Source organism: bacterium, from assembly GCA_021371935.1.
Taxonomy (GTDB): Bacteria; Armatimonadota; UBA5829; order UBA5829; family UBA5829; genus UBA5829.
This window is the reverse complement of record JAJFVF010000007.1, coordinates 69,539-92,763: the sequence shown is the minus strand read 5'-3', so window position 1 is coordinate 92,763 and position 23,225 is coordinate 69,539. Positions and strand designations below refer to the sequence as shown.

General features: G+C 50.6%; 18 protein-coding genes and 1 tRNA gene. 6 read left to right on the top strand and 13 right to left on the bottom strand.

The window, feature by feature from the left end; genetic code table 11:
* Positions 1-5 precede the first annotated feature (5 nt).
* The 3 genes from LLG46_05765 to folP all read left to right on the top strand — a co-directional run bounded on the left by LLG46_05765 (position 6) and on the right by folP (position 4,318).
* Positions 6-1,016, top strand: a complete 1,011-nt coding sequence (locus LLG46_05765) for a hypothetical protein (GenBank protein ID MCE5322809.1) — start codon at positions 6-8, stop codon at positions 1,014-1,016.
* On the top strand, positions 1,013-2,305 hold the full coding sequence (locus LLG46_05760; protein ID MCE5322808.1) for a hypothetical protein: 1,293 nt from the start codon (positions 1,013-1,015) through the stop codon (positions 2,303-2,305). Before LLG46_05765 ends, LLG46_05760 begins: the two co-directional genes overlap by 4 nt.
* A gap of 783 nt (positions 2,306-3,088) precedes the next feature.
* Positions 3,089-4,318 (top strand): dihydropteroate synthase, encoded by a 1,230-nt coding sequence (gene folP, locus LLG46_05755; protein ID MCE5322807.1) that lies wholly within the window; start codon positions 3,089-3,091, stop codon positions 4,316-4,318.
* Between the two features lie 16 nt (positions 4,319-4,334).
* Here folP and LLG46_05750 read toward each other — a convergent pair whose 3' ends face one another.
* The 9 genes from LLG46_05750 to nusA all read right to left on the bottom strand — a co-directional run bounded on the left by LLG46_05750 (position 4,335) and on the right by nusA (position 12,172).
* Positions 4,335-5,162 carry an HNH endonuclease gene (locus LLG46_05750; protein ID MCE5322806.1) on the bottom strand — a complete coding sequence of 276 codons (828 nt, stop codon included), beginning with the start codon at positions 5,160-5,162 and terminating at the stop codon, positions 4,335-4,337.
* A 127-nt stretch (positions 5,163-5,289) separates the two neighbouring features.
* Positions 5,290-5,952: an alpha/beta fold hydrolase gene (locus LLG46_05745; GenBank protein ID MCE5322805.1), complete on the bottom strand. Its 663-nt coding sequence runs from the start codon at positions 5,950-5,952 to the stop codon at positions 5,290-5,292.
* 3 nt (positions 5,953-5,955) lie between these two features.
* Positions 5,956-6,867, bottom strand: a complete 912-nt coding sequence (gene truB / locus LLG46_05740; GenBank protein MCE5322804.1) for a tRNA pseudouridine(55) synthase TruB — start codon at positions 6,865-6,867, stop codon at positions 5,956-5,958.
* Complete coding sequence (locus tag LLG46_05735; protein MCE5322803.1) at positions 6,852-7,823, bottom strand: bifunctional oligoribonuclease/PAP phosphatase NrnA; 972 nt, start codon at positions 7,821-7,823, stop codon at positions 6,852-6,854. Before LLG46_05735 ends, truB begins: the two co-directional genes overlap by 16 nt.
* Positions 7,801-8,157, bottom strand: coding sequence for a 30S ribosome-binding factor RbfA (gene rbfA, locus LLG46_05730; protein ID MCE5322802.1), 357 nt, complete (start codon positions 8,155-8,157; stop codon positions 7,801-7,803). Before rbfA ends, LLG46_05735 begins: the two co-directional genes overlap by 23 nt.
* A 29-nt stretch (positions 8,158-8,186) precedes the next feature.
* Positions 8,187-8,468: a DUF503 domain-containing protein gene (locus LLG46_05725; protein ID MCE5322801.1), complete on the bottom strand. Its 282-nt coding sequence runs from the start codon at positions 8,466-8,468 to the stop codon at positions 8,187-8,189.
* A gap of 75 nt (positions 8,469-8,543) precedes the next feature.
* Positions 8,544-10,493 (bottom strand): translation initiation factor IF-2, encoded by a 1,950-nt coding sequence (gene infB / locus LLG46_05720; protein MCE5322800.1) that lies wholly within the window; start codon positions 10,491-10,493, stop codon positions 8,544-8,546.
* Positions 10,494-10,771: 278 nt separating this feature from the next.
* Positions 10,772-11,035, bottom strand: a complete 264-nt coding sequence (locus LLG46_05715) for a YlxR family protein (protein ID MCE5322799.1) — start codon at positions 11,033-11,035, stop codon at positions 10,772-10,774.
* Entirely contained in the window at positions 11,036-12,172 is a 1,137-nt protein-coding gene (gene nusA / locus LLG46_05710) for a transcription termination factor NusA (GenBank protein ID MCE5322798.1), read from the bottom strand.
* 451 nt (positions 12,173-12,623) lie between these two features.
* Here nusA and LLG46_05705 point away from each other — a divergent pair.
* From LLG46_05705 to LLG46_05695, 3 genes are all read left to right on the top strand, one after another.
* Positions 12,624-12,697 (top strand) — tRNA-Gln (locus tag LLG46_05705).
* Between the two features lie 170 nt (positions 12,698-12,867).
* Positions 12,868-15,924, top strand: coding sequence for a DUF4981 domain-containing protein (locus tag LLG46_05700; protein MCE5322797.1), 3,057 nt, complete (start codon positions 12,868-12,870; stop codon positions 15,922-15,924).
* 526 nt (positions 15,925-16,450) lie between these two features.
* On the top strand, positions 16,451-16,783 hold the full coding sequence (locus LLG46_05695; GenBank protein MCE5322796.1) for a general stress protein B: 333 nt from the start codon (positions 16,451-16,453) through the stop codon (positions 16,781-16,783).
* 62 nt (positions 16,784-16,845) lie between these two features.
* Here the strand turns inward: LLG46_05695 and LLG46_05690 are convergent, their stop codons facing one another.
* The 4 genes from LLG46_05690 to LLG46_05675 all read right to left on the bottom strand — a co-directional run bounded on the left by LLG46_05690 (position 16,846) and on the right by LLG46_05675 (position 23,221).
* Entirely contained in the window at positions 16,846-18,060 is a 1,215-nt protein-coding gene (locus tag LLG46_05690; protein ID MCE5322795.1) for an MFS transporter, read from the bottom strand.
* Positions 18,061-18,128: 68 nt separating this feature from the next.
* Positions 18,129-19,709 (bottom strand): phosphoglycerate dehydrogenase, encoded by a 1,581-nt coding sequence (gene serA / locus LLG46_05685; protein MCE5322794.1) that lies wholly within the window; start codon positions 19,707-19,709, stop codon positions 18,129-18,131.
* A gap of 186 nt (positions 19,710-19,895) precedes the next feature.
* On the bottom strand, positions 19,896-21,230 hold the full coding sequence (locus tag LLG46_05680) for a family 10 glycosylhydrolase (protein ID MCE5322793.1): 1,335 nt from the start codon (positions 21,228-21,230) through the stop codon (positions 19,896-19,898).
* Between the two features lie 302 nt (positions 21,231-21,532).
* Positions 21,533-23,221, bottom strand: a complete 1,689-nt coding sequence (locus tag LLG46_05675) for a protein kinase (protein MCE5322792.1) — start codon at positions 23,219-23,221, stop codon at positions 21,533-21,535.
* Positions 23,222-23,225 lie beyond the last annotated feature (4 nt).

Sequence of the window (23,225 nt, the reverse complement as noted above, 5' to 3'; positions counted from 1 at the left end):
CGGGTGTGAATAAACAAGGGTTGCTCCAATTTGCTCGTGGTCACTGGATACTCATGATCTATAAGGAGTGCGGCGATAACGGGATTGCTATCTACGAAGACTTGCTGGAAGCTTTGCATCGCATATATGAATATGTTGATCCGGAAATATGCGCTAGCCCGATAGTTATCTTCGCCAGTCTAAATAATGAACCCCTGGCATTCGATGGCCGGGTGCCACGGGATGTGGCTGATGCTACATTGCTCTCGAACATGGTCGATGCCCGCTCACCATTTACACTGCAAGCTCTCCCAAATGGTCGTTTCCTCTTGTGGGATGATTATGTTCCGAGTGTCGACGACCTTTCTCGGAGTTCCATCGTCTATAAATACACTAATGCGGGTGAACACTTCTTTGCAAATGGTCACAGCTCTGTATTCCCTTGTGAGTTAGGCTCGGGTTACTTGCCGATGTTCAAAGACGTGCGGGATGCACTTGAGCATTATTATGCTAAGAAGGCACGGCGGTCTACATGTACTCTATTGTCTGAAATCTGGCATGACCAAGACCGCCTGTTTCTAAGGAATGGGCCTGAAGATCATATGAGGGATTCGCTCTATAGCTTTCTTGACGGGCGCATCCGCGATGTTGAGGTAAATCCCGAGGAGAATGTTGACGCTATTACACCAAAGCCTGTTGACTTGAGGCTCAAATGGATGTTTTGTAATCGCACCGCCTTAGTTGAAATCAAATGGTTAGGTAAATCCAAGCACAGTGATGGACGAGATTCCGTTACATATACTGATGCAAGGGCGCGTGAAGGTGCTAATCAACTGGATGATTACCTTGAAAGGCACTGCCGCCGAAATCCTCTTCATTGGACACGAGGGTATCTAGTGGTATTCGATGCTCGTCGCGGTGCAAGGAACCACCTTGAGTATTCTGGGCGAGAGATCGTTTTTAGCCCGGAGTATCATAAGATTCGAGATGACTTTGCTCCTCCGATTCGTTTGTATTTGGAGCCAAAGCAAAGATGATAATTCCGCAAATTGTTGATGACTACCATTTGAGAGACCTTGACTACTCACGAGCTGTTGGGTCTGTAGACTTGGCGCGCCACAGGTGGTACTTTGTAAAGGAAGCCTTTTCCCCTTTCCTTGTGCGAGAAGCTCTCAAACATGCGAAATGCAAGAGCGGCGATGTCGTTGTTGATCCATTTTGCGGCAGTGGCACGGTGCCTTTAGTTGCCTCAGAGACAGGCATAGACTCCACAAGCCTTGAAGTAAACCCATTTCTTGCATTTGTGTCCCAAACTAAGTTGCTAAATGTAAGCCCAGTGGAATTAGAAGCAGCTAGTCATCATGTGTTTTACAAAGCAGAACGGGGAATGGAATCCCCTCTGGAGGGAATATCAACATTTTCTGAGGCATCAAAGAAACCGAAATGGCTCTTTAATGCCGAAGTCCTCAGAGCCTTTGAAGGTGGATGGAATGCCTCCGAAGAATTGGATAAGCCGGTAGGAGATATTTGTAGGCTTGCTCTGATAGGTGCAGCTATGGATAGCTGTAACGCTATCAAGGATGGTAAATGTCTTCGGTATAGACGTGACTGGAAGTATCGACGCTTCGGACATGATACATTCTTACGAGCATATGGTAAACGCATTTTTCAAATATCTGACGATTTAGCATGTTTGTCACTACCGGCTTCTAGTAGTATAAGATTGGGCGATTCCCGTCTAATGGAGGCAAACGCAATTCCAGAAGGCTTCAAGTTGTGCGTGACTTCTCCTCCATACTTAAACTCGTTTGACTATTCCGATGTGTACCGCCCAGAACTGTTTCTTGGCAAATTTGTAAGCAACAATGCCGAACTCACCACATTGCGTCTGAGCACGATTCGTTCGCACGTACAAGCCAACTGGAAGCATGCTGTAGAAACTGATTTTGGCTCACTATATAACGAGAGTTATAAGCAGATTGAGGAACGTGCTGAGTACCTATGGAACGACAAAGTGTTACCTATGATACCGGCTTACTTTGAAGACATTAAGCACATTTTGCAGAAGCTTAGATCGTTGGCAAGAGTCGATGCGAGTCTCTGGCTGGTCGTAGCAACGTCGGCATATGCTGGAGTCGAGATTCCCGTGGACTTAATCATTGCGGATATTGGTTCTAAAGTAGGCTGGCATTTGCGTGAAGTCGGAGTTCTTAGATACTTACGAACAACCAGCCATCATTGGCGAAAACGGCTGGGGGATGATTATCGAAAGAATCCGCTGTTAAGAGAGAGTGTTGTCGTATTTGATGCATCTCCAAGACGATGATTCACATAGCTTGGTACTTGTAGAGAATGACTAAACTACCTGAGCCAGAAAAGTTATGAATAAGCCAGCAGGGAATCCATTTCTCAACCGTCCGACCTCTCTGTGGTAGTCTGTGGCTTTGGCGAAGTATTCGGAATGACGCTGTGCAGATAGGACAGCCCTGGTGGCAGGTGTTGCCGAAACTGTTGACTACGATTGATTACACTGCACTCTCTTGGGGTATAGACTTGAGCCCCAAGGTGGTGTCAGAAGTGTTGTCGAACGGCCTTTATCTCTATACCCCCACATTTGGGGCAAGTTGTTGTCTTATAATTATGAGAGGATATCTTTGCTGATGACCAATTTTTTCGTGCTTTCGTCTTTTCGCACTTTCGCGAGAGGAAGGAATTGTAGATATAAATAAAACCGCTACCCCGTATTATGCGGGAAACGCATAATATGAGCTCTGAGAGCATTATTCACACTCCTTGTGAATAATGCGTAAAAACGAACTGCCCACGCTCAAAAATTCTGATTTCACGCTCAGTTCGTTTTGACTTTATGTTGATTATTACTCGTAATTACCGGTATCCCAAACGGACGAGAGTGTCTTTGCCATTTTTGTCCAGACGTTCTGAATGACAGGATCGCCGTTCTTCCTGGCACGGTTAATTCTAATCCTCACTTTTATCATATATTTTCCTCCGTCCTATCTAATATTATGCAAAGCGCGTGCCACGGGTCCAAGCATAATTAGCAGGAATGTGGGGCCAATTTGCAGAATTGTATCTTGAGGTGGTGACTATGGCTCATAAAGCGCGAGTAATCTGCCCTGCAAATGACGCCGAGATAAACCGTGAGATTATGCTTGTCGGAGCCGAAGAGGCCGGAATCCGGCATATGCTGCCTAAAGCGCAGCACTTTCTGGTCAAGCTGGAAAATGTGCGTCTCCCCATCGCACATATCCTCAAAGAAGCGTTCTTATCCGCCGGTGGAGATGCCGCCATCAACAAAGATGTCATAGTGGCCAAGGTCGCCAATTCCGACATGATCCTGATGGGCACGCGAAAGCAGTTTCACTATGTCCTGCGCTCATTGCTGGAACAGGGATTCGGCAGCAAGGAAATTGCCGCTGAGATCGAGTCGGCGATAAGGCACTTCGATACCACGCCCATCGTGCCCACATCTGCATTTGCCATAGACTCAAAGCTCGTCGAAATGTTCAGCAAAATCGGCTCCAAGACTCTGGTGATGGGCATCCTCAACCTCACACCGGACTCATTTTCAGATGGCGGGCGATTTTCCGACGTGGAATCTGCTGTCGATGCAGCCGTAAAGATGGTCGAAGACGGTGCGGATATCATAGACGTGGGCGGCGAGTCCACCCGACCGGGTTCGGACGCCATAACCGCCGATGAAGAAATCGTGCGCGTGGTCCCCGTCATCAACAAAATCGCCGCCAGGGTCAATGTGCCGATCTCCATAGACACATATAAGGCCGAGGTCGCGGAAGCCGCACTGGACGCGGGGGCGCATATAGTAAATGACATCAGTGCTGCCACATTCGACCCGGATATGCCCGCGCTGCTTGCAAAAAAGCAGTGCCCGGTAATCATCATGCACATCAAAGGCTCGCCCAAGAATATGCAGATCGACCCGCAATATGACGACCTGCTCGGCGAGGTGCATGGCTTCCTGCGTGACCGAATGAGTGCGCTTGTCGAAGCAGGAGTAGATGAGAGCATGATTATAGTCGATCCAGGAATTGGTTTCGGCAAGACTGTCGATCATAACCTGGAGCTGATGCGCAGGCTGCGTGAGTTCACATCCATAGGCCGCCCGATATTGGTCGGCACATCGCGCAAAAACACTATCGGCAAGGTGCTGGGTGATCTGCCCGTCAACGAACGTCTGGAGGGCACTGCCGCAACTGTCGCTATCTCTATCGCGAACGGTGCGGATATTGTGAGGGTCCACGATGTTAAAGAGATGGCACGTGTGGCGAGGATGTCAGACGCGATTGTGAGGAAGTAGCAAAAATGATACTCTTTCACCATCGCCGATGTGATCGTGGAAAGGCAAACGGCTTTACGCAAGCTTCTCGTGCTATCTCTGAGAATAATTCTAGTATTTGAAATCGTGTATTATCCATCCAACATGCAACCTCATGGTCGTTGATACAATAAAAGCTATAGCCATCTTGCTCACTTCCTAAGTGGATCGCGCCTGATTTACATGCATCTTCGTATCTGGATCGAATAGCTCGCAACATATCCACAATTACATCCATCCGATCACGCCATTTGACGTTCTGAAGGAAAGCTTTTCCTTTTGCACAAGTTAAAACAGTTCCATCACGTGCGCGAAGGCAACCTGTGTTAATTGCTGTAATTGTATCTGATATTGCTCTATCAAAAGACTCCATTGAGCCTTCTTGCATAAACACGTCCTGAAAAGCAGGTCTGTCAAAACATACCGCGAAAAAGTTTATAATTTCGTTGTCTGTAATTCCAGACACTGATTCCTCTGAATTACATTCGATTGCCATATGAGCTGCTTTTTCTGAAAGCCGTTTCCATTCTTGCAGAAGCCCAACTGTATAACGCAATTCATCGTTATCAATCAGCTTTGCACATGTTTGGCACAACCAGATTCCATTATCAGATGCACAACGTTCCTCTTTGCTTAAACGCACATCATATCGTGGTCCTTTTGTTGAAGCAGCCGTAATATGGGCAGCCACCCCAACGTTAATAGATTTACCAGGATCATCTTGTGGCCCGCTAGTTGGCTTGCGGCAATTTGGATTTGAACAACGCATTCCAACTCTGTGTGCTAACAAATCTTTCGTGTCCGACGGAAAATCATCTCGTGCCATACATATTCTCCACCCAGATATTTTTCACTATAATATCACATCTATATACACCAATAGCAATATATATTTGCATGTTTTTTAGCCGCTCGTATTAACGTCAACATCCTGGAATCACACATAAAGCAGTCTATTTAGCAAACCAGACATTCAACTGCTCCGCCACAGCTCGAAAAGTAGTCTCCAGAGTGAATATATCGCTGTGGAGGGCATTTTCTATCTCTATTTTAGGTGAATTTAGAACTCGGCAAAATGCAGAAATTTCAGGCAAATCTCTCGACCCGAACAACACCAGTGTATTCCCGGCATTGTCCGGTTTCCATGTAGGAATATCTTTCAGAACACTCCTGAGCACGCTCATGGAGCCGTTGCACACACGATAACTGCGTGTGGCTTTGAGCACTTTGTATGTCTGGTCCCTGAAACAGTCCGCTGCTGCCGGTGAGATACCTATCGCATAATCCGCCGAGCTTATGAGCGCCAGTCTGCCGCCAAGCGAATGTCCCACTGCAGCCACTTTGCCAAAAGAGCGGCAGTATGCGATTGCAGCTTCCATGTCGTCAAGGATTCCGACACCAAAGTCACTCGGGTTCTCGCCATGCCCGCTCAAGTCTATTGAGCAGACTCTCAGACCCGCCTCGGCAATCCTCCATGCAATCCCCAACACTTCTTCCTTGCAGCCGCCATAACCGTGAGCAAGCACCACACTTGCCGACGGATCTTTGGGTATAATAAAAATAGCAGGAATATAGTATCCTCCCGCTGGTATGCGCATTCTTTCTATCTTCATCATTTCTTAGTCCATATCCATCACACACAACACTTTCTTGGGCTTGAGGACCCTGCTTCCGTCCAAATCCACCACTTCACCTATTGCCAACAACTCGCCGTCGAAAGATAGAGCGCGCACGGTTTTGCCGGTCTCATGTTCATCGCCAATGACAGCCGGCCGGCCATATCTGATGTCATCCGCACCTTGATCAGATAATGTAACAGACGGCATCTCACAAAGAGCCGTGTTGATATCAGTGACCAAACTGTCCAAGCGACCTTCGTCTTTAGCTGTATAAAGCTGGTCAATTGTCACTGCGTTCTCGATAGTAAAACTGCCGACCCTGGTCCTCTCAAGCGCCGACATATGCGCACCGCAGCCTAGCGTGTCACCAATATCGGAGCAGAGCGTGCGGATGTATGTCCCGCTGGAGCACTTTACACGTATCCGAGCCTGCGCGAGTTTACCTGCAGTGAAGTCCAGCAGATCGATTGAATGGATGGTTACCTGGCGTCCCTTACGCTCGACGCTTTTGCCCTGGCGTGCAAGTTTGTATAATCTTTGGCCTTCATGTTTGACAGCAGAGACCATCGGAGGAATTTGTGTGATCTCACCGACAAATGACTTGATTGCACTTTCCAACGCTTCACGGGTCACGGAAGATGCGTCAGTCTCTGATATTATGGTGCCTGTGGAGTCTTCAGAATCCGTGGACTGACCGAGAACCATTTCTGCGATATACTCTTTGGTCGTGCCCATGAGGTATTCGACAAATCGCGTGGCCTTGCCGAGGCAGACTACAAGCACACCCGTCGCCATAGGGTCGAGAGTTCCTGCGTGCCCCACCCTTTTCTGGCCGAAAATACGCCGGATGTCATAAACAACATCGTGGGAAGTCGGGCCGCTCGTCTTGCGGATGTTTACGACCCCGTCCATTTCAAGACCTCAGCCACAATCGCTTTTTTTGCATCTTCGAGCGAGCCATCATAATGGCAGCCCGCCGCCGCAACATGCCCGCCGCCGTCGAATACCTTTGCTATCCGGTTCACATCAACACCGTCACGCGAGCGCAGGCTTATCCTGATCGAATTCGGTTTCGTCTCGCGGAAAAGAATGGCTACTTTCGGACCCTTGACGGCCGTGACATGGTTTACTATGGAGTCAGTGTCGGCATCGGTTGCTCCGAGGTCGTCTAGGTCTTTGCGGGTGATTGACGCCCAGACCACCTGCCCGGACTCATCGGTCTCAAGTGATGTCAGCGCCCTGCCCAAAAGTTTTGCCGATCTCAACGGTCTGCTTTCATACACTTCACGCGCAATGACAGAGGGCTGTGCGCCGAGTGACTGCAGGTGCGCCGCTATCTCGAACGTCCTGGCTGTCGTGTTTGCGAACCTGAATGCGCCTGTGTCAGCTATCAGGCCGGTAAGGAGTTGTGTGGCAGCCGTCTTGTCGATCTCGACATCATTTGCGTCGAAAAATTCAGCCATAACTTCTGCAGTCGAGCTGAGGCTTCTGTCGACCACACGTATATCGCCGAACTCGCCGTTTGGAACATGATGGTCGATGCAGGCAGTCTGCTTTGCGCTGGAGATGGCCTCGCTAGCCGTCCCAATGCGCTTGAGACCCTCACTGTCTACGAGCACGCCTATGTCGAAGTCGCGCCTGTCTGTCTGGGTAAGCACACTGTCTGACTCGGGAATGAATTGGTAATTGTCCGGCACACCGTCCTCGGAAAGGACGACTACGTCCTTACCGATCCGCCGGAGAATATGCGCCAGAGCGAGCGCACTGCCGAGTGTATCGCCGTCGGGACGCTGGTGGCATGCAAGAACGAAAGAGGTGCCTTTTGTAAGGCGCGTCCAAGCGTCTCTAAGAGTGTTCTTCGCTATCATGCTTGATTTCTTCCAAAAGCTCGAATATCCTGATGCCCTTGTCAACGGATGTGTCGAGCTTAAACTCGATTTCGGGCAGAGTCTTCATGTGAATACGTTTGCCCAATGCCTGGCGCACAAAGTGCTCGCCCTTTTTTAATATTGCCATATTCGCGCTGCGTTCCTCATCTGTTCCTAATACGCTGACGAACACCCGCGCGTGCCGCAAATCAGGCGTGATCTCGGCGTCGGTAACTGTCACAAACCCTAAACGGGGGTCTTTGAACTCACGGCGGAGTATATCACTTATCTCCTCTTTGAGAAGACCTTGTATTTTTTCCTGGCGTGTAGTCATTATATATGGCCTCCTTTCGAGACCGGATTTTATACGAACTGTAAATCGGATTCGACCACTTCGCACAGTGGGTTGGACTCGATCAGGTCCATGATCTTGTTGAGCATGCTGTTGACCAACTGCTGCTCATTGCTCACGCATGCAAATGCGAGCTCGGCACGCCTGTGCGAATCGAGATGGCCAACTTCGGCGGCAGATATGTTAAATTTATTGCGGATCGTGTCCAGCAGGCTCTTGATGACCTGGCGTTTGTCCTTGAGCGTGTCGCTGCCGGGAACGGACAGGTCAACAGTGAGAATCCCTATAACCATATCACTCACCAAATTCAAAATGCCCGGCATGCCCATCGGACGCCGGGCAAAATATCAAATATAAAAAATCAATCACTAAATGGCGCGCGCGATCTGTTTCTTTGTAAATGCCTCTATGATATCGCCTACCTGATAGTCATTGAAGCCATCGGTCCTGATACCGCACTCATAACCCTGAGCCATCTCTTTGACTTCATCTTTGATGTGGCGCAGTGAGTCGAGTTTGCCCTCATATACCACTTCATTGTCCCGACGGACTCTGACGCCTTCGTTTCGCACCACACGCCCGTCTGTCACATAACAGCCTGCAACAAGACCCTGGTTGGGTATGCGGAATGTGGCTCTGACTTCGGCCTCACCCAATTTGACCTCTTCAAAGACCGGCTCAAGCAAACCAGCCATAGCGCCTCTTACATCCTTGGTAAGCTCATAGATGACGTTGTATGTCCTGATCTCGACATGCTCCGCCTCAGCCATTCTTGCCGCATCGGGCAATACCTTAACATTGAAACCTATTACGATTGCATTTGACGCCGTCGCCAGCAGTATGTCGGACTCATTTATGTTTCCAACGCTGGAGTGGATTATCTCAACGCGGACTTCTTCATGCTCAATTTTGAGCAGTGACTGCCTGACAGCTTCTTCGGAGCCCTGCACGTCGGCCTTCAGGACAACACCGAGCTTCTTTACCATGCCCTCTTGAATATGTTTATAGAGGTCTTCGAGTGTGATTTTGCTGGTAGCAGTAATACGCTCCTGACGTGCTTCCGCAACACGTTTTTCCGCAATGGACCGGGCTTCTTTGTCGTCCTTGGCGGACTCAAGCTTGTCACCGGCCTGAGGAGCAGTCGATAGACCCAGAATCTCAACAGGAGTGGAAGGGGTCGCCTTTGTGATGCGCTCGCCTTTGTCATCGAACATGGCTTTGATCTTGCCATATGCCTCACCCGCAACCACCGAAGCTCCAATTTTGAGTGTGCCGCGCTGGATAAGGACAGTGGCGACAGGTCCTCTATGCGGATCGACCTGAGCCTCGATCACGCTGCCCTGCACCTTGCTTGCAGATACCTCCGCCTGAAGATCCCCCATCTCCGCGACAAGCAGTATCATCTCAAGCAGTTCATCGATACCCTGACCCTGCTTGGCGGCTGTCTTCACGACAATTGTGTCGCCGCCCCATTCCTCGGGCATCAGTTCGTGCTCCATAAGCTGCTGCATGGTGCGCTCAATATTAGCTTCAGGCTTGTCTATCTTATTTATGGCCACGATTATCGGCACATTGGCCGCCTTGGCATGGTCGATCGCTTCAACCGTCTGAGGCATAACAGCATCATCTGCCGCAACAACCAATACGGCTATATCCGTCACGCTTGCGCCCCTGGCCCTCATTGCTGTAAACGCTGCATGACCCGGAGTATCCAGGAAAGTGATCTTCTTTCCTTTCCAATCAACCTGATATGCGCCGATATGCTGCGTGATCCCGCCGAACTCCTGCTCCGTGACGTTTGTGCGGCGTATCGCATCGAGCAGAGTGGTCTTGCCATGGTCAACATGCCCCATAACCGTGATTACAGGCGGCCTCGGCAGCATCTTGCTTGCATGCTTTGACTTGGGCTGAGGTGCCAGTTTAGCCGGTTTCTGCTCACGGGCTTCCTTTTTAGCGACGACCTTGACCGAGTATCCCCACTTCTCCGCCACCTTGCCTGCCACATCCGCGCCGATCTGCTGGTTCACACTCGCAAGAATGCCCATCTCGACAAGCCGTTTTTGAACATCGGCTGCATTTACTGAAAGCGCATCCGCCAATTCTCTGACGGAGAGCGACTGAGGTATTTCAACCGTTTTGGCCTGAGCAATGACACCCTTATCCTGGGATATCATCTCCTTAACAGTCTGGGCTGTGGAGGCGTCGAGGACCGCAGACCCACTTGCGGCCTCTACGCCCAAATCCTTCAGGACGGCGAGCAGGTCGCTATTGTTGATCCCCAGGTCCTTTGCGAGTTGATGCACTTTGATCTCGCTCATATTTTGTCCACCTCCGATTTAGTGTTATTAGATGTAAGAAATAAGAAGAATGATAATATGGCAACGAGAGGGGAAGCCGCGAGGATAAGAGTGGATTAATGACTAAAGAACACGAAATGTCAGTGTTATTCAGCTTCCATAGACCATATCCCCATCATCACGATATTTCCCGTCATTGCTCTTCTTCCACCAGTTTGTCTAAGTAAATTACGCCCAAAACTTGTATTAGAGATTGCACTATAACATATACGGATTCTATGCTGAGAAGTGCAATTCACTTAGCGTAAATTGCTTAGTTCTTCCTTTAAGCGCTCAGGAATCTCACACCTGAGCGCTCTAGCAAGTTTATTTGCCTTAATGGCCGACCTTGTGCACTCGACTGCCCCGCACAAATATGCTCCCCTGCCCGGCATCTTGCCGCTTGGATCAATTACAACGTCGCCTGCAGAGGTGCGAACAATCCTTATGAGCCGCTTCTTTTCGGAAGATTCGCGGCAAGACACACAAGTCCTGATCGGAACCTTGCGCTCATGACTTGCCATTTATTCTTCGGCAACTCCCTCAGGCTCATCCACCTGCTCTTGCAAATCAGGCTCGGCAACCACTGCCGACTCATCTTCCAGTCCCTCGCCCGTAAGCTCAGCCTTGGCCAGTTGAGACTCACTGCGAATATCTATCCGCCAACCGGTGAGCCTGGCTGCAAGCCGAACATTCTGGCCGGACTTGCCTATCGCAAGTGAAAGCTGGCTGTCCGGCATTATGACCAGAGCAGTCTTGCTCTCCTCATCACACTTCACAGAAATCGACTTGGCCGGAGAGAGCGCCTCGCCGATAAATTTCTCAATATTCTCGTTCCAACGAACGATATCAATCTTTTCACCATACAGTTCGTTGACGATCGACTGCACTCGGGCACCTCTGTGACCTACACATGCGCCCATAGCATCGACCTTTTCGTCATTGGAACTGACTGCGACTTTAGTTCGAGCGCCAGGCTCACGCGCGACCGACTTGATCTCGACGATCCCCTCGGATATCTCAGGCACTTCAAACTCAAAGAGCCGCCTTATCAGGCTGGGGTGTGTCCGCGACACAACGACCTGTGGACCCTTGGGTGTGCGTCTGACCTCCAGCACATATACCTTCAGCCTGTCATTAAACCTGTATGGCTCATTGGAGACCTGTTCGGCAGGCGGCAGCAATGCTTCGATCTTGCCCAGATTGACGAACACATTCCTCTGCTCGCGGCGGCTGACAGTGCATGTGAGCACCTCGCCGACCCTGTCGCCGAACTCCTCATATACTCTCTCACGCTCGGCTTCACGGATCCTCTGGACCACAACCTGCTTCGCAGTCTGTGCAGCTATCCTGCCGAAGTTCTCCGGTGTGACCTCGATCTCGATCGATTCCCCGATTTTTACATCCGGGTCATATTGACGCGCTTCATCGAGAGTGATATCGGTGTGTTCGTTTACGACGTTCTCGACCACGTCTTTTTCGCAGTAGACGTGAAAACCGCCCTTTGACGAGCTGACGCGCACACGTATATCACCCGTGGTCGCGTAATTCTTCTTATACGCGGTCTCGAGCGCGGATTCTATAGCTGAAAGCAATACCTCGAGAGGTATCTCTTTCTCTCTTTCGATTTGTCGGAGAGCATCCAGGAAATCTGCATTCATTAGCTGTTTTTTCTCCTGATACCTTGGCAAACGCAAAAGAGTGGGCGAAACTCCCACTCTTACAACGTCGCCAACCAGTTCTAATACAGTATATCAGACGCCACTGCCTTTTGCAAGACCAATACGAGTGTATGTCAAATCTACAGAATTTGTATTGAGGGTTTCACCCTCAAACTCCTGACCAGAGACTCTGTCTCTGGACTCTGCAAGGAAACCCGGTTTCCTTGACCTTCTGACCCGAAGTTGGATACCCCCTGCAGGGGGTATCCAACTTCGCTATGGGGGTCCAGGGGCCACTTGGCTCCTGGCGGGATCCAAGGGCAGCGCCCTTGGTTGGAAGATTGGGGGCAAAGCCCCCATCTCAACTCTCTGATTATATGACATGCTTTTGCAAATGCCTAAGTGGTAAGTTTGACTATAGGGTAAATAGCCATTATAATAAAGCCGGTGATCCGGGGTAGTTCAATGGCAGAACAACGGCCTTTGGAGCCGTGAGTCTTGGTTCGACTCCAGGCCCCGGAACCACCATTAATTTTTAATTTGGTATTTTGTATTTAATATTGATTATTGTTGTTTTGTTGTATCGAGACATCCTTGTCCCGATACATTTTGCTATATGGAGGTGCGTTTCGTGAGAATGTTCCTCCGAAAAAACTGAAGACTGACGACCGCCGACCGGACTTATTGAGGACATCTTGAAAAACGACTGGGAAAACCCTGAACTCATTCATCGCAGCCGATTGCCCGCAAGAGCTAATATATTCCCCTACCCCGACAGGACCAGTGCAGCCGCCGGTGACCGCGAAAAGTCACCATGGTTCGTGCTCTTGAACGACAAATGGAAGTTCAATTATTCCCATAACCCGCAGTCCGCACCCGCTGACTTCTTTGCCGAGGGCTTCGACGCAGCCTCATGGGATGAGATCAGTGTGCCTGGTAATTGGCAGATGCAGGGCTATGGTCATCCGCATTATACGAATGTTATGTATCCGTTCCCGGTCGACCCGCCGCATGTTCCGACTGATAACCCCACCGGCTCATGCCTGCGCAATTTTGATATACCCCATGAGTGGTCAGACATGGAGATATTTCTGTGGTTCGAGGGAGTCGACTCGGCTTTTTACGTTTGGGTGAACGGAGTCGAGGTCGGGTTCAGCAAAGGAAGCAGAATTCCGGCCGAGTTCGATATCACCGAGCATGTCCGCACAGGCAAAAACACTATAGCTGTTCGGGTAGTCCAGTGGTCCGACGGCAGCTATTGCGAAGACCAGGACATGTGGTGGCTGAGCGGTATATTTCGCGATGTGTATCTCACAGCCGTTCCAAAAACGCATATTTGGGACATATCCGTGCGCACCACATTCGATAATGACTATCGCGATGCCATACTGAGTCTGACTTGCGATGTCAAAAATTATTCCAATGAGTCAGCTGGCGGTTTTAGTCTTGATGCGACTTTGCTCGACGACACGAACAGAGAGGTTGCCGCCTGCTCGGAGCGCCTTAGTGTCGGCAAGAATGGAAATACGCGCATACACTCCGATATGTCTGTCACCAAACCCAGTAAGTGGTCCGCGGAGACGCCATATCTGTATACTCTGCTCGTCACTCTCAAAGACAGCAGCGGGAATGTGGTCGAAGTGACTCCGGTGAATGTTGGATTCAGGCAGGTGGAGATCAAGAGTGGTATCTTCTGCATTAATGGTGCGCCGATCAAGATCAAAGGCGTAAACCGCCATGAGTTTCACACAGACCGTGGTCGGGCGGTGCCCATCGAGGCTATGATCGAAGACATTCTGCTGATGAGAAGGCATAATATCAACGCTGTGCGCACCTCGCACTACCCGGACGACCCGCGCTGGTATGATCTGTGCGACTATTACGGCATCTATCTGATTGACGAGTGCGACCTAGAGACGCATGGGTTCGTCTATATGCCCGAATGGCGCGGCAATGTGGCGGATAACCCGGAATGGAAAAGCGCATGCGTAGATCGAATGGTGCGAATGATCGAGCGCGACAAAAACCATCCGTCGGTAATCATGTGGTCGCTGGGAAATGAGTCGAACCTGGGCTGCAATCATAAGGCTATGGCCTCAAAAGCCCGAGAACTCGACCCTGCCCGACCAATCCATTATGAAGGCGATTACAAGCTCGAATTGGCTGATGTATACAGCCGGATGTATGCTCATCTGGATGATGTGATAAAGATAGGTAAGGGTGAGTATGAGATCGAGGGTGCGCATCACGATTATAAGGCAATGCCATTTATACAGTGCGAATATGCCCACGCGATGGGAAACGGTCCCGGCGGTCTCAAAGAGTATTGGGATGCTTTTTATGCATATCCGCGACTGATGGGCGGTTTTATCTGGGAGTGGTGCGACCATGGGATCAGGCGGCACACTGATGATGGCATCGAGTATTTTGCCTATGGCGGAGACTTTGGCGACCAGCCGAACGACGGCAACTTCGTCTGCGATGGACTTGTCTTTCCCGACAGGAGACCCTCTCCCGGCCTGATCGAATATAAGAAGGTAATCGAACCTGTGAGAGTCGATCCGGTCGACCCAGAATCGGGCCGATTCAGGATCACAAACCTCTATGACTTCAGCTCACTGGACCATCTGGCGCTGACATGGTCAGTCGAATGTGACGGTAGACCAGTTCAAAATGGTAAAGCCGAAATTCCGCACGTTGAGCCTCATGAGTCCGCAGATATCGCACTTAATTATGATACGCCAAAGTCAGGTGAGTGTTGCCTGACTATGTCATTTGCGCTGGCATATGATGAAATATGGGCTGAGTGCGGGCACGAAGTGGCATGGGCACAATTTAGACTGCCTGTCAGCGCTAAAAGGGGATTTAAATCCCGGACCATCTCCTCGACGGCAACGCTGGGTCTACATGAGAGTGATACTCTCATCAAAGTCACTGGAAGCGACTTTGAAATAACATTCGACCGAATCCATGCAATAATCAGTGACTGGCGGCATAATGGCAAAAAGCTTCTCAATTCGGGACCCAGGCTCAACTTCTGGAGAGCGCCGATAGATAACGACAAGATTTGGGTCGATTCCTGGCATAATGCTGGTTTGCACCTGCTCCAGCATCGGGTCAAGTCAGTTGAGATCAGTCAGCCGGAGCCGGGTATTGTCAGGATTCATGCCGGGGTGCGAATTGCACCGCCTGTATATGACCGCGCGTTTGAATGTGAGTATACGTATACCATCAACGGCGACGGTGAGATTATCATAGACATACACGGCAAGCCGATAGGCGACTGGCCGGATACTCTGCCGAAGATTGGTTTGCAGATGACCATTCCGAGCGATATGGACCAGGTCACTTGGTTCGGACGTGGACCGGGCGAATGCTATGTTGACACGAAACAGGCCGGACGTTTCGGGCTGCACTCGATGAGTGTAGACGATCTCTATACGCCCTATGTTTTCCCTCAGGAAAACGGCAGCCGCACGGATGTGAGCTGGGTAACTCTAACAAACACACGCAGCGAGGGACTCACAGCAATTGGTGATCCAACACTTGACTTCAGCGCACACTATTTCACTACGGCAGATATTGATAATGCACGACATACATATGAGCTTGTTCCGCGAGATGAGATTACACTTAATCTTGACTACCGACACAACGGCATCGGCTCTGCAAGCTGTGGACCCGGCCCATGGGAGCAGTATCTGCTCAGACCGTGCGAATTCAGTCTTTCAATAAGACTGATTCAAAAATAGCGGAGAGCAATTCAGGTTTCATATATCCGCACATGCCGATTCAGCCAAGAGATAATCAGCCTACAAACGGTGTGTAGTCTTCAGCGTCTCAATATGTTTCAGCGCCTCAGCGGTTCTGAAATATCAACGTATGGTTCACAGCAGATTCCTCACATTCGTTCGGAATGACTTGATATTATCCGATGAACTGCATTTGAAATGACTGCTGTTTTGCTGTCGGTTTCCGCAATCCGATATTGCAAGTATCTGCTTCGGAAGCGATCAGATATCGCGTCCGAACATACATTTCACATCTCACTTCTCACATCTCACTTCCATCTAAGCAATATATTGCTCGACAATCGGACGTTGTGTTGTTACTGTTGACAATCGCGACTATAATAATCCATAATCATAACAATCTGTTTTTTATATAGGTATATTTGGGTATCTCTCAGGCGGATACTCGTGTATCTGTGACAATTCCGGCAACACTCGACTTTTGTTCTCGATGCCGAGTTACAACATTTTAGGAGGAGGTGTCCTCATGGCCGAAGAAAAACCAGGACCACGACGCGGATCTGTCGGCGCAAAGAAAATTTCGGAGGCTCATCGCGGCTCACATGAACACGATCAATCAGGCGGGTTCGCCGCAAACCCTGAACTCGCCAAACAGGCCGGACGTAAAGGCGGTGAAGCAGTCAAAAAGAAATATGGACCGCAATTCTATCGAGAAATTGGCAAGAAGGGTGGAGAAACAGTAAAACAGGAACGCGGGTCAGAATTCTACGCCGAAATCGGACGCCGTGGCGGAGAAATGCGCAGCACAAGAATGAAAGAGAAGATGGCACAAGAGCAAAAACAACAGAAAAAGAAATAGCTCTATGTCCGGATCATTGAAGACGTCTTGAAGAGCGCATCGAATCGTCTATCGTGCGCTCTTCATCTTTGTCTCTCATACCTGTGCATGCCGTATACCTGAGCACAGGCACCCAAGACCATCACCAACATAGAAACAATAAACACCGTATGCATCGAAATTATGTCACCCTGCACCAGCGCCGCACTGATGAATGGCACACTGATGCCGCGGATTCCCATCAGACTGGCGAAAACACCCTGATATAACGTCACTTTGTCGGCGGGAGCATAGTGCAAAATGCTGTTGAAATACGCCAGCTCAAGCCCGGCATTTGCGACCCCACCGATTATGCATGTGGGTATCAGCATCCAGGTCTGCGTGGCAAACAGATAGTTGATCGGAATGATGCAAAACAGAAACGTGCAGATGCTCGATACCGCAGCAGGTCTTTTTCTATCGACATACGGTCCCCAATAGAAATAGGCTCCCGTTGCCACTACCAGACCTATTACCGTGTATACGGACGCCCAGCGAGTATCGACATGCAGCACATCCACTTGGTAGATCGAGTATATGGGTATGGCAAACAAATTCGCAGCGCCGAATATAAACACGCCGCCGCAAAACCATCTGTATGCATGGTCCTGTCGCAGCGCCCGTACCGCATCGACTATCATATGCAAAAAACTCTCAGATGACCCGGTGATGACCGCCGAACTGGATATTCGATAAAAACACAATGCGGAAATTATCCCGAAAATCCCAGCAACCGGAAAGACATATCGATAGCTTATGACCTTTAGTACAGGTCCGGCAATTGCGGCGACAATTATGGTTGTAATGACAATGCACACGCGCACATAGGACATGATCCGAACGCGGTCGCTGTCAGGATATATCTCCTTCATAAGCACGGAATATGCGGGACCGGGGATTGTGCTGATGATCCAGAATAATGAGATGATCGTGACAAACGACCAGGAATCTGTCGTGAAGAATACCAGCAGGAGCAGAGTTCTACAGATAATACCCGGCCAGACTGCAAACTTCATTGCAGACCGGCCTTTCATCATATGGGCCCAGTAGAGCGAGAGGATGCTGCCAGCGGTGGGCACAGCCGAAATTATGCCTATCTCAAATATGCTCGCCTTGAGCTGTTCGCGAGCGATGATTGCGATGAAGGGGACTGTAAGCCCCGACATAACGGAACCCAAAATGCCTGTCCAGGCATCTTTCTTATAAGAATCCCGCACCTTCGGCGGCACCCTGTTTTGCAGGAACACAACTAACCTCAAAACTATGGCTCGCCCCCATCTTGCCGGGGCGAGCCGATCTATTACGGTTCGGTTGTTCGGTGTCTATGCTATAGATTTACCTGCTTTATAGTTTCGATTCCTTCTATTTTTAAGATTTTTTCCAACACCTTTGCAGGGATTTCCGAGTCCACATTCAGGACCATTATCGCGGTCTCACCGGGTTTCTTGCGCCCTACGAACATGCTTGCGATGTTTATACCCTCATTGCCCAGGAGAGTACCAACGTTGCCGATAACTCCCGGCTTGTCTGTGTGCCTTGAAACCAGCACAACGCCTTCGGGGATCAGGTCCATCGGATAGTCGCCCATCTTCACCACGCGCAAGTCTTTGGCCCCGAAGAGCGTGCCGCCGACTTCATAGATGCCCTTATCAGTTTTCATGCTGATCGTGAGCAGAGATGCATATTCCCCGCCTTCGGGTGATTTGCTTTCGACCACGTCCAGCCCTCTCTGTTTCGCCATCAGAGGAGCATTGACTGAGTTGACACTCTCTCCCAAAGCCGGTCTCAACAGCCCGACCAGCACGCTTCGAGTGATGGGACCCACTTCATATGAGGCAAGCTCACCGCCATATTTGATCGTGATCTGCGACGGCCTACCTTCAATCGTCTGCACCGCCAAAGAAGCCATCTTCTCCGCAAGCGGCAGGAACGGCGCAACTGCCGCCAGCACCTCTGATGAAAGCGCCGGCATATTTACTGCACTCCTTGCCGACCTGCCCTGGAAGACGTCCACAATCTGTTCGGCCACATCAATGGCAACATTCGTCTGTGCTTCTTTTGTCGATGCGCCGAGGTGCGGAGTGGTCACCACATTCGGCAGCGAGAAAAGTTCGTTTGCAAAGTCCGGCGGCTCGGAAATATATACGTCCAGCGCGGCTCCGGCACATTTGCCGCTCTTCAAAGCATCGGCAAGCGCAGCATCGTCGATGATTCCGCCGCGAGCACAGTTGACAATGCGCACTCCATCTTTCATCATCTCGAATTGCTTCGCACCAATCATACCTAGAGTGTCTTTATTCTTCGGCAGGTGCAGCGAGATGTAATCACCGCGCTTGAGACAATCTTCGAGTTCGACGAGTTCAACACCAAGAGATTCGGCTGCTTCAGCGCTGATGAACGGATCATACGCGATCACTTTCATCCCAAATGACTGGCAGCGCTTTGCCACTTCCTGACCTATCTTGCCCAGACCCAGAATGCTCAGTGTCTTTTTGTAGACCTCATTGCCGACATACTTACTGCGGTTCCACTCCTTCTGGGTCATGGAAGAGTATGCCTGCGGGATATTTCGTGACAGCGCAAGGAGCATGGCGACAGTAAGCTCGGCGGCAGCTATCGTGTTGCCTCCGGGGCTGTTGACCACGATCACGCCCTTTTCAGTGGCGACCGGAACGTCCACATTATCGACCCCAACTCCAGCGCGGCCAATGATCTTGAGTTTCTTTGCCGACTCCAGAATTTTCGCGGTGACTGTGGTGCCGCTGCGGATTACCAGGCCGTCATAATCACCTATAATTTTACAAAGCTCGTCTTCCGACAGGCCGGTGTTTACATCAACATCGGCAACTTGCTTTAGAATATCGATACCTTCTTTGGCCAGCTTGTCGCTGACAAGAACCTTAGGCATAGTCAAGCCTCCTCATTGCGGTTTGCACGACTGCACAATTCTACCAATGAAACTCTTAGACATTTGCCTTAAGAAAACCTTCGCATCTTAGTTAAAAATCAGGGGTTGTTTATGGGCAAGAATGCCTAGGAAGATCGGTCGGGGGCAAGAATAACCCCGACCATCGTATTTTCTGGATATCGTCTGTTAAAGTGCTATAGATTCGAGTTCGACTTTTGCGCCCTCGTGCGACGGGTCGAGCGTGAGAGTGGTATCAAACTCCTGTTTAGCCATAGTGTAGTTTTTCTCGCGCAGATATACTCGCCCGAGTCGGAAGTGAGCCTCTGCATTATTCTGATCCATCTCGATTGACTTTTTGAGGTAGACCTTGGCCATGCCCAACTGATTGGCCTCAGCGCACCGGATACCTTTATCGAAGAACCCGGCACTTGTGGAGCATTCTTCATTTGATGATACGCCCGACTGCTTTGCCAGAGCCGCTACTATCGCGTCTCTGACTGGAAAATCATTAAACGAAAACAGCACATAGCCCTGCAGACCGGCTTTTCTGACCGCGGCTATCTGGCGGAGGATATTCGATGTGCTGTTGTTGTGCAAATCGACGCCCACATAGGTCGGCCTGCCGTTTCCCCATTTGGCAAAACCCTTCAGCCAGAGCCTGAACTGAGCGGCCATATCGGCTTTGTTTTCCCTGCGATAGTTCATAGGCACGGCAGCATCTATCAGCCCGCCGTTTAACCAATTGCACCAATTCTGACAGGTCCGCTTGCAGGCCGCATTGTCCGTAAAGGTCGGCATGCAGTCTCCCCAGGCTATGGTTGCAGCGGTAATTGTGAGGTTCGGCTTGACGGCATGAACACGTGAACGGATCACACTCACCAACTCAGTCACCTGATCCATCCTCCAGCGCAGCCATTTCGGGTCATCGGGTTTGGGTCTGCACTGCGTGCCATTCTCAGCCTTATACCGGGCAAGAGCGATGTCTGAATATCCCCATGCGGTCCCCGAATACCTGATATAATCCAGGTGGATGCCATCCAAATCGTAACGTTTGGCTATATCGGCTATCAGATCGGCAGTGTATTCGCGTGCATCGGGCACACCCGGGTCCATAAACATCCCATCGTCTGCATGCATGTTGCCGTCATACTCTTTGTTGAGCCAGTCCGGATGGCGATTTACGATATGCGATGGGTCTGTCGGAAGAGTCTTTTCCCGCCACACGCGGCAGACATTGACCCATGCGTGGATGCGAATGCCGTTGGCATGACCCTTTTCGACCATATATGCCAACGGGTCGAAACCGGGAGCTATATTCTCACCCCGAGGCTCGATGGAAGAGTCGTAATAAGCATCCCCCACCTTCCTGACCTGGACAAACAGCGTATTCAGCCCTGCTTTTTTGGCGGCTGCGATGGTGGCATCGGCCTCGGATGGAGTGAACAGACCCTTGTTCCAGGCAGTGACCCACCCGCCGCGAAATTCATCGGCACTGGTTGAATTGGCTGAAAGACAGAGCATACAAAACATAAGCGGAATTAACTTTCGCAGTGGATTTCACCTCATAATATAGCTGTAGTATATTTTACGCAGCGCAAAGCCGCAAGTTCCCGGTCACTGCAGGGCAAACATACGAATAAGGAAAATATGAAAAACGGATAGGTGACGATCTCTGAATCGTCACCTTATGGCCAGAATGGGGTCTCCGAACCCCAAAATCTTACATCAAGAAGCCGGATTCGGAGATCCGGCACTGGCTTTAGGGTAGGGATTCGGAGATCCCTACCCATCACGACAAATATAGTGAGCAGTCATGCTCTCAGTTACTGCAAACGTGTTATTCTGTCCTGAGCCGCCTGCAATATGTTCGAGTCGCCATACTTCTTGGCATTCTCATATGACGAGATAGCCTGGTCTTTCTGACCCGCCGCAGCAAACTTGTCGCCTTCGGTTATGTAGATAGTGCCGAGGTTGGTGCGGGCAGCCTGAGCATATGAATCATTGCCGCCGCATTGGATAGCCTTGGCATAGTCAGACTTCGCCCTATCCATGTCGCCCTCAAAATACCCCGCCGCAGCGCTGTAAAAATACCCTTCTGGACGGTTCGGGCTCGCCTCGATCAGCGTTTTGGCAGTGTCTTTGAGAGAGGAGATATTGCGCGTTTCATAATATCCCCGAGCAACAGCAACCTCAACTGTGTATATGCGTTCGCGCGCTTTTTTGGCATAATCGGAGTCCGGCGACACACGGACTGCATTCATCCACTGCTGGACCGCGCCACTTTGGTTTCCGGCCTTATAGAGCTTGTCGCCTTGATTGAGGTATTTGAGTGCCGTATCCGACGTCATGCTGGTGCGATAGCTGCTATAGGCCAAGTTCACCGCCCACACTGCAAAGAAAAGCATCCCCACCAGCGCGATCACAAGCATGAACACACCCAGGAAATTGCGTGTCTCCGCGCTCATAACAGGCGCAGGCGGAGCCGACGGAGGCATCTGTGCCTGCATGGGCGCGTTCTGCGCAAACGGATCGGGAATGGACGATGGATCAGCGCCTGCGCTCGTTGACGGCACGGGCGTACCATACGGCGTCACAGGCACAGAAGGCGGCTGGCCGAATGGGTCAGGCGTAACGCCACCAACCTGCTGCGGAGGCCAAGCTGGCACTGAAGTCGGGTCGGGCAGAAATGCTCCGCTCGATTTTTGTTCACGCAGGTCGTCAGCCATTTGGTCTATGCTCTGATACCGGGCATTGACATCCTTTGCCATAGCCTTGCGGATAATCCCGACCAGATACGGCGGCGCACCTGGAGGAGGCGGAGCCTCCATATTGACTATGTTATATGTGATGGTGACCACGCTGTCGCCCGAAAATGGCTTCTTGCCCGCTATCATCTCATAGAGCATCACACCCACCGAAAATATGTCAGAGCGGGTGTCGAGTTTCTTGCCCGCGACCTGTTCAGGCGACATATAGCTCGGTGTGCCGAAGACCTGGCCGTCCTGAGTGATCGACGACTCACCCATCATGCGTGCAATCCCGAAGTCCGTAAGCTTAATATGCCCGCCGGGAAGAACCTGGACATTGTCCGGCTTGATATCCCGGTGGACCACGCCGTTTGCATGGGCATATGAAAGCGCATCGCAAAGCTGCAGAGTATAGTTCACCGCATCACTTATCGACAGCGCCCCACCCGCTTGAAGCATATCGCGCAGCGTCTGACCTGTGAGAAACTCCATCGCGATGTAATAGCGGTCGTTGTCCTTGCCGACATCATAGATCGTGACGATGTTCGGGTGTGCCAGTTTACCCGCAGCCCTGCCCTCACGCAGGAAGCGCTCTATGCGTTCACGCTTTTGCGCGCCGGTGACATTCGGCGGTATGCAGAGTTCCTTCAGGGCTACGTGCCTGTTTATTGACGGGTCCAGCGCCTCATAGACGATATCGTTTGAGCGCGCAATCTCCCTGATGATCTGGTATTTGCCGAGAGTGTTTGTAGATGAGGTGGACAATATG

Excerpts from the sequence above, each read along its gene's own strand:
- LLG46_05760 (MCE5322808.1), top strand. The coding sequence starts at position 1,013 with ATGATAATTCCGCAAATTGTTGATGACTACCATTTGAGAGACCTTGAC.
- folP (MCE5322807.1), top strand. The coding sequence starts at position 3,089 with ATGGCTCATAAAGCGCGAGTAATCTGCCCTGCAAATGACGCCGAGATA.
- LLG46_05750 (MCE5322806.1), bottom strand. The coding sequence starts at position 5,162 with ATGGCACGAGATGATTTTCCGTCGGACACGAAAGATTTGTTAGCACAC.
- LLG46_05745 (MCE5322805.1), bottom strand. The coding sequence starts at position 5,952 with ATGATGAAGATAGAAAGAATGCGCATACCAGCGGGAGGATACTATATT.
- truB (MCE5322804.1), bottom strand. The coding sequence starts at position 6,867 with ATGGACGGGGTCGTAAACATCCGCAAGACGAGCGGCCCGACTTCCCAC.
- LLG46_05735 (MCE5322803.1), bottom strand. The coding sequence starts at position 7,823 with ATGATAGCGAAGAACACTCTTAGAGACGCTTGGACGCGCCTTACAAAA.
- rbfA (MCE5322802.1), bottom strand. The coding sequence starts at position 8,157 with ATGACTACACGCCAGGAAAAAATACAAGGTCTTCTCAAAGAGGAGATA.
- LLG46_05725 (MCE5322801.1), bottom strand. The coding sequence starts at position 8,468 with ATGGTTATAGGGATTCTCACTGTTGACCTGTCCGTTCCCGGCAGCGAC.
- infB (MCE5322800.1), bottom strand. The coding sequence starts at position 10,493 with ATGAGCGAGATCAAAGTGCATCAACTCGCAAAGGACCTGGGGATCAAC.
- LLG46_05715 (MCE5322799.1), bottom strand. The coding sequence starts at position 11,035 with ATGGCAAGTCATGAGCGCAAGGTTCCGATCAGGACTTGTGTGTCTTGC.
- nusA (MCE5322798.1), bottom strand. The coding sequence starts at position 12,172 with ATGAATGCAGATTTCCTGGATGCTCTCCGACAAATCGAAAGAGAGAAA.
- LLG46_05695 (MCE5322796.1), top strand. The coding sequence starts at position 16,451 with ATGGCCGAAGAAAAACCAGGACCACGACGCGGATCTGTCGGCGCAAAG.
- serA (MCE5322794.1), bottom strand. The coding sequence starts at position 19,709 with ATGCCTAAGGTTCTTGTCAGCGACAAGCTGGCCAAAGAAGGTATCGAT.
- LLG46_05680 (MCE5322793.1), bottom strand. The coding sequence starts at position 21,230 with ATGCTCTGTCTTTCAGCCAATTCAACCAGTGCCGATGAATTTCGCGGC.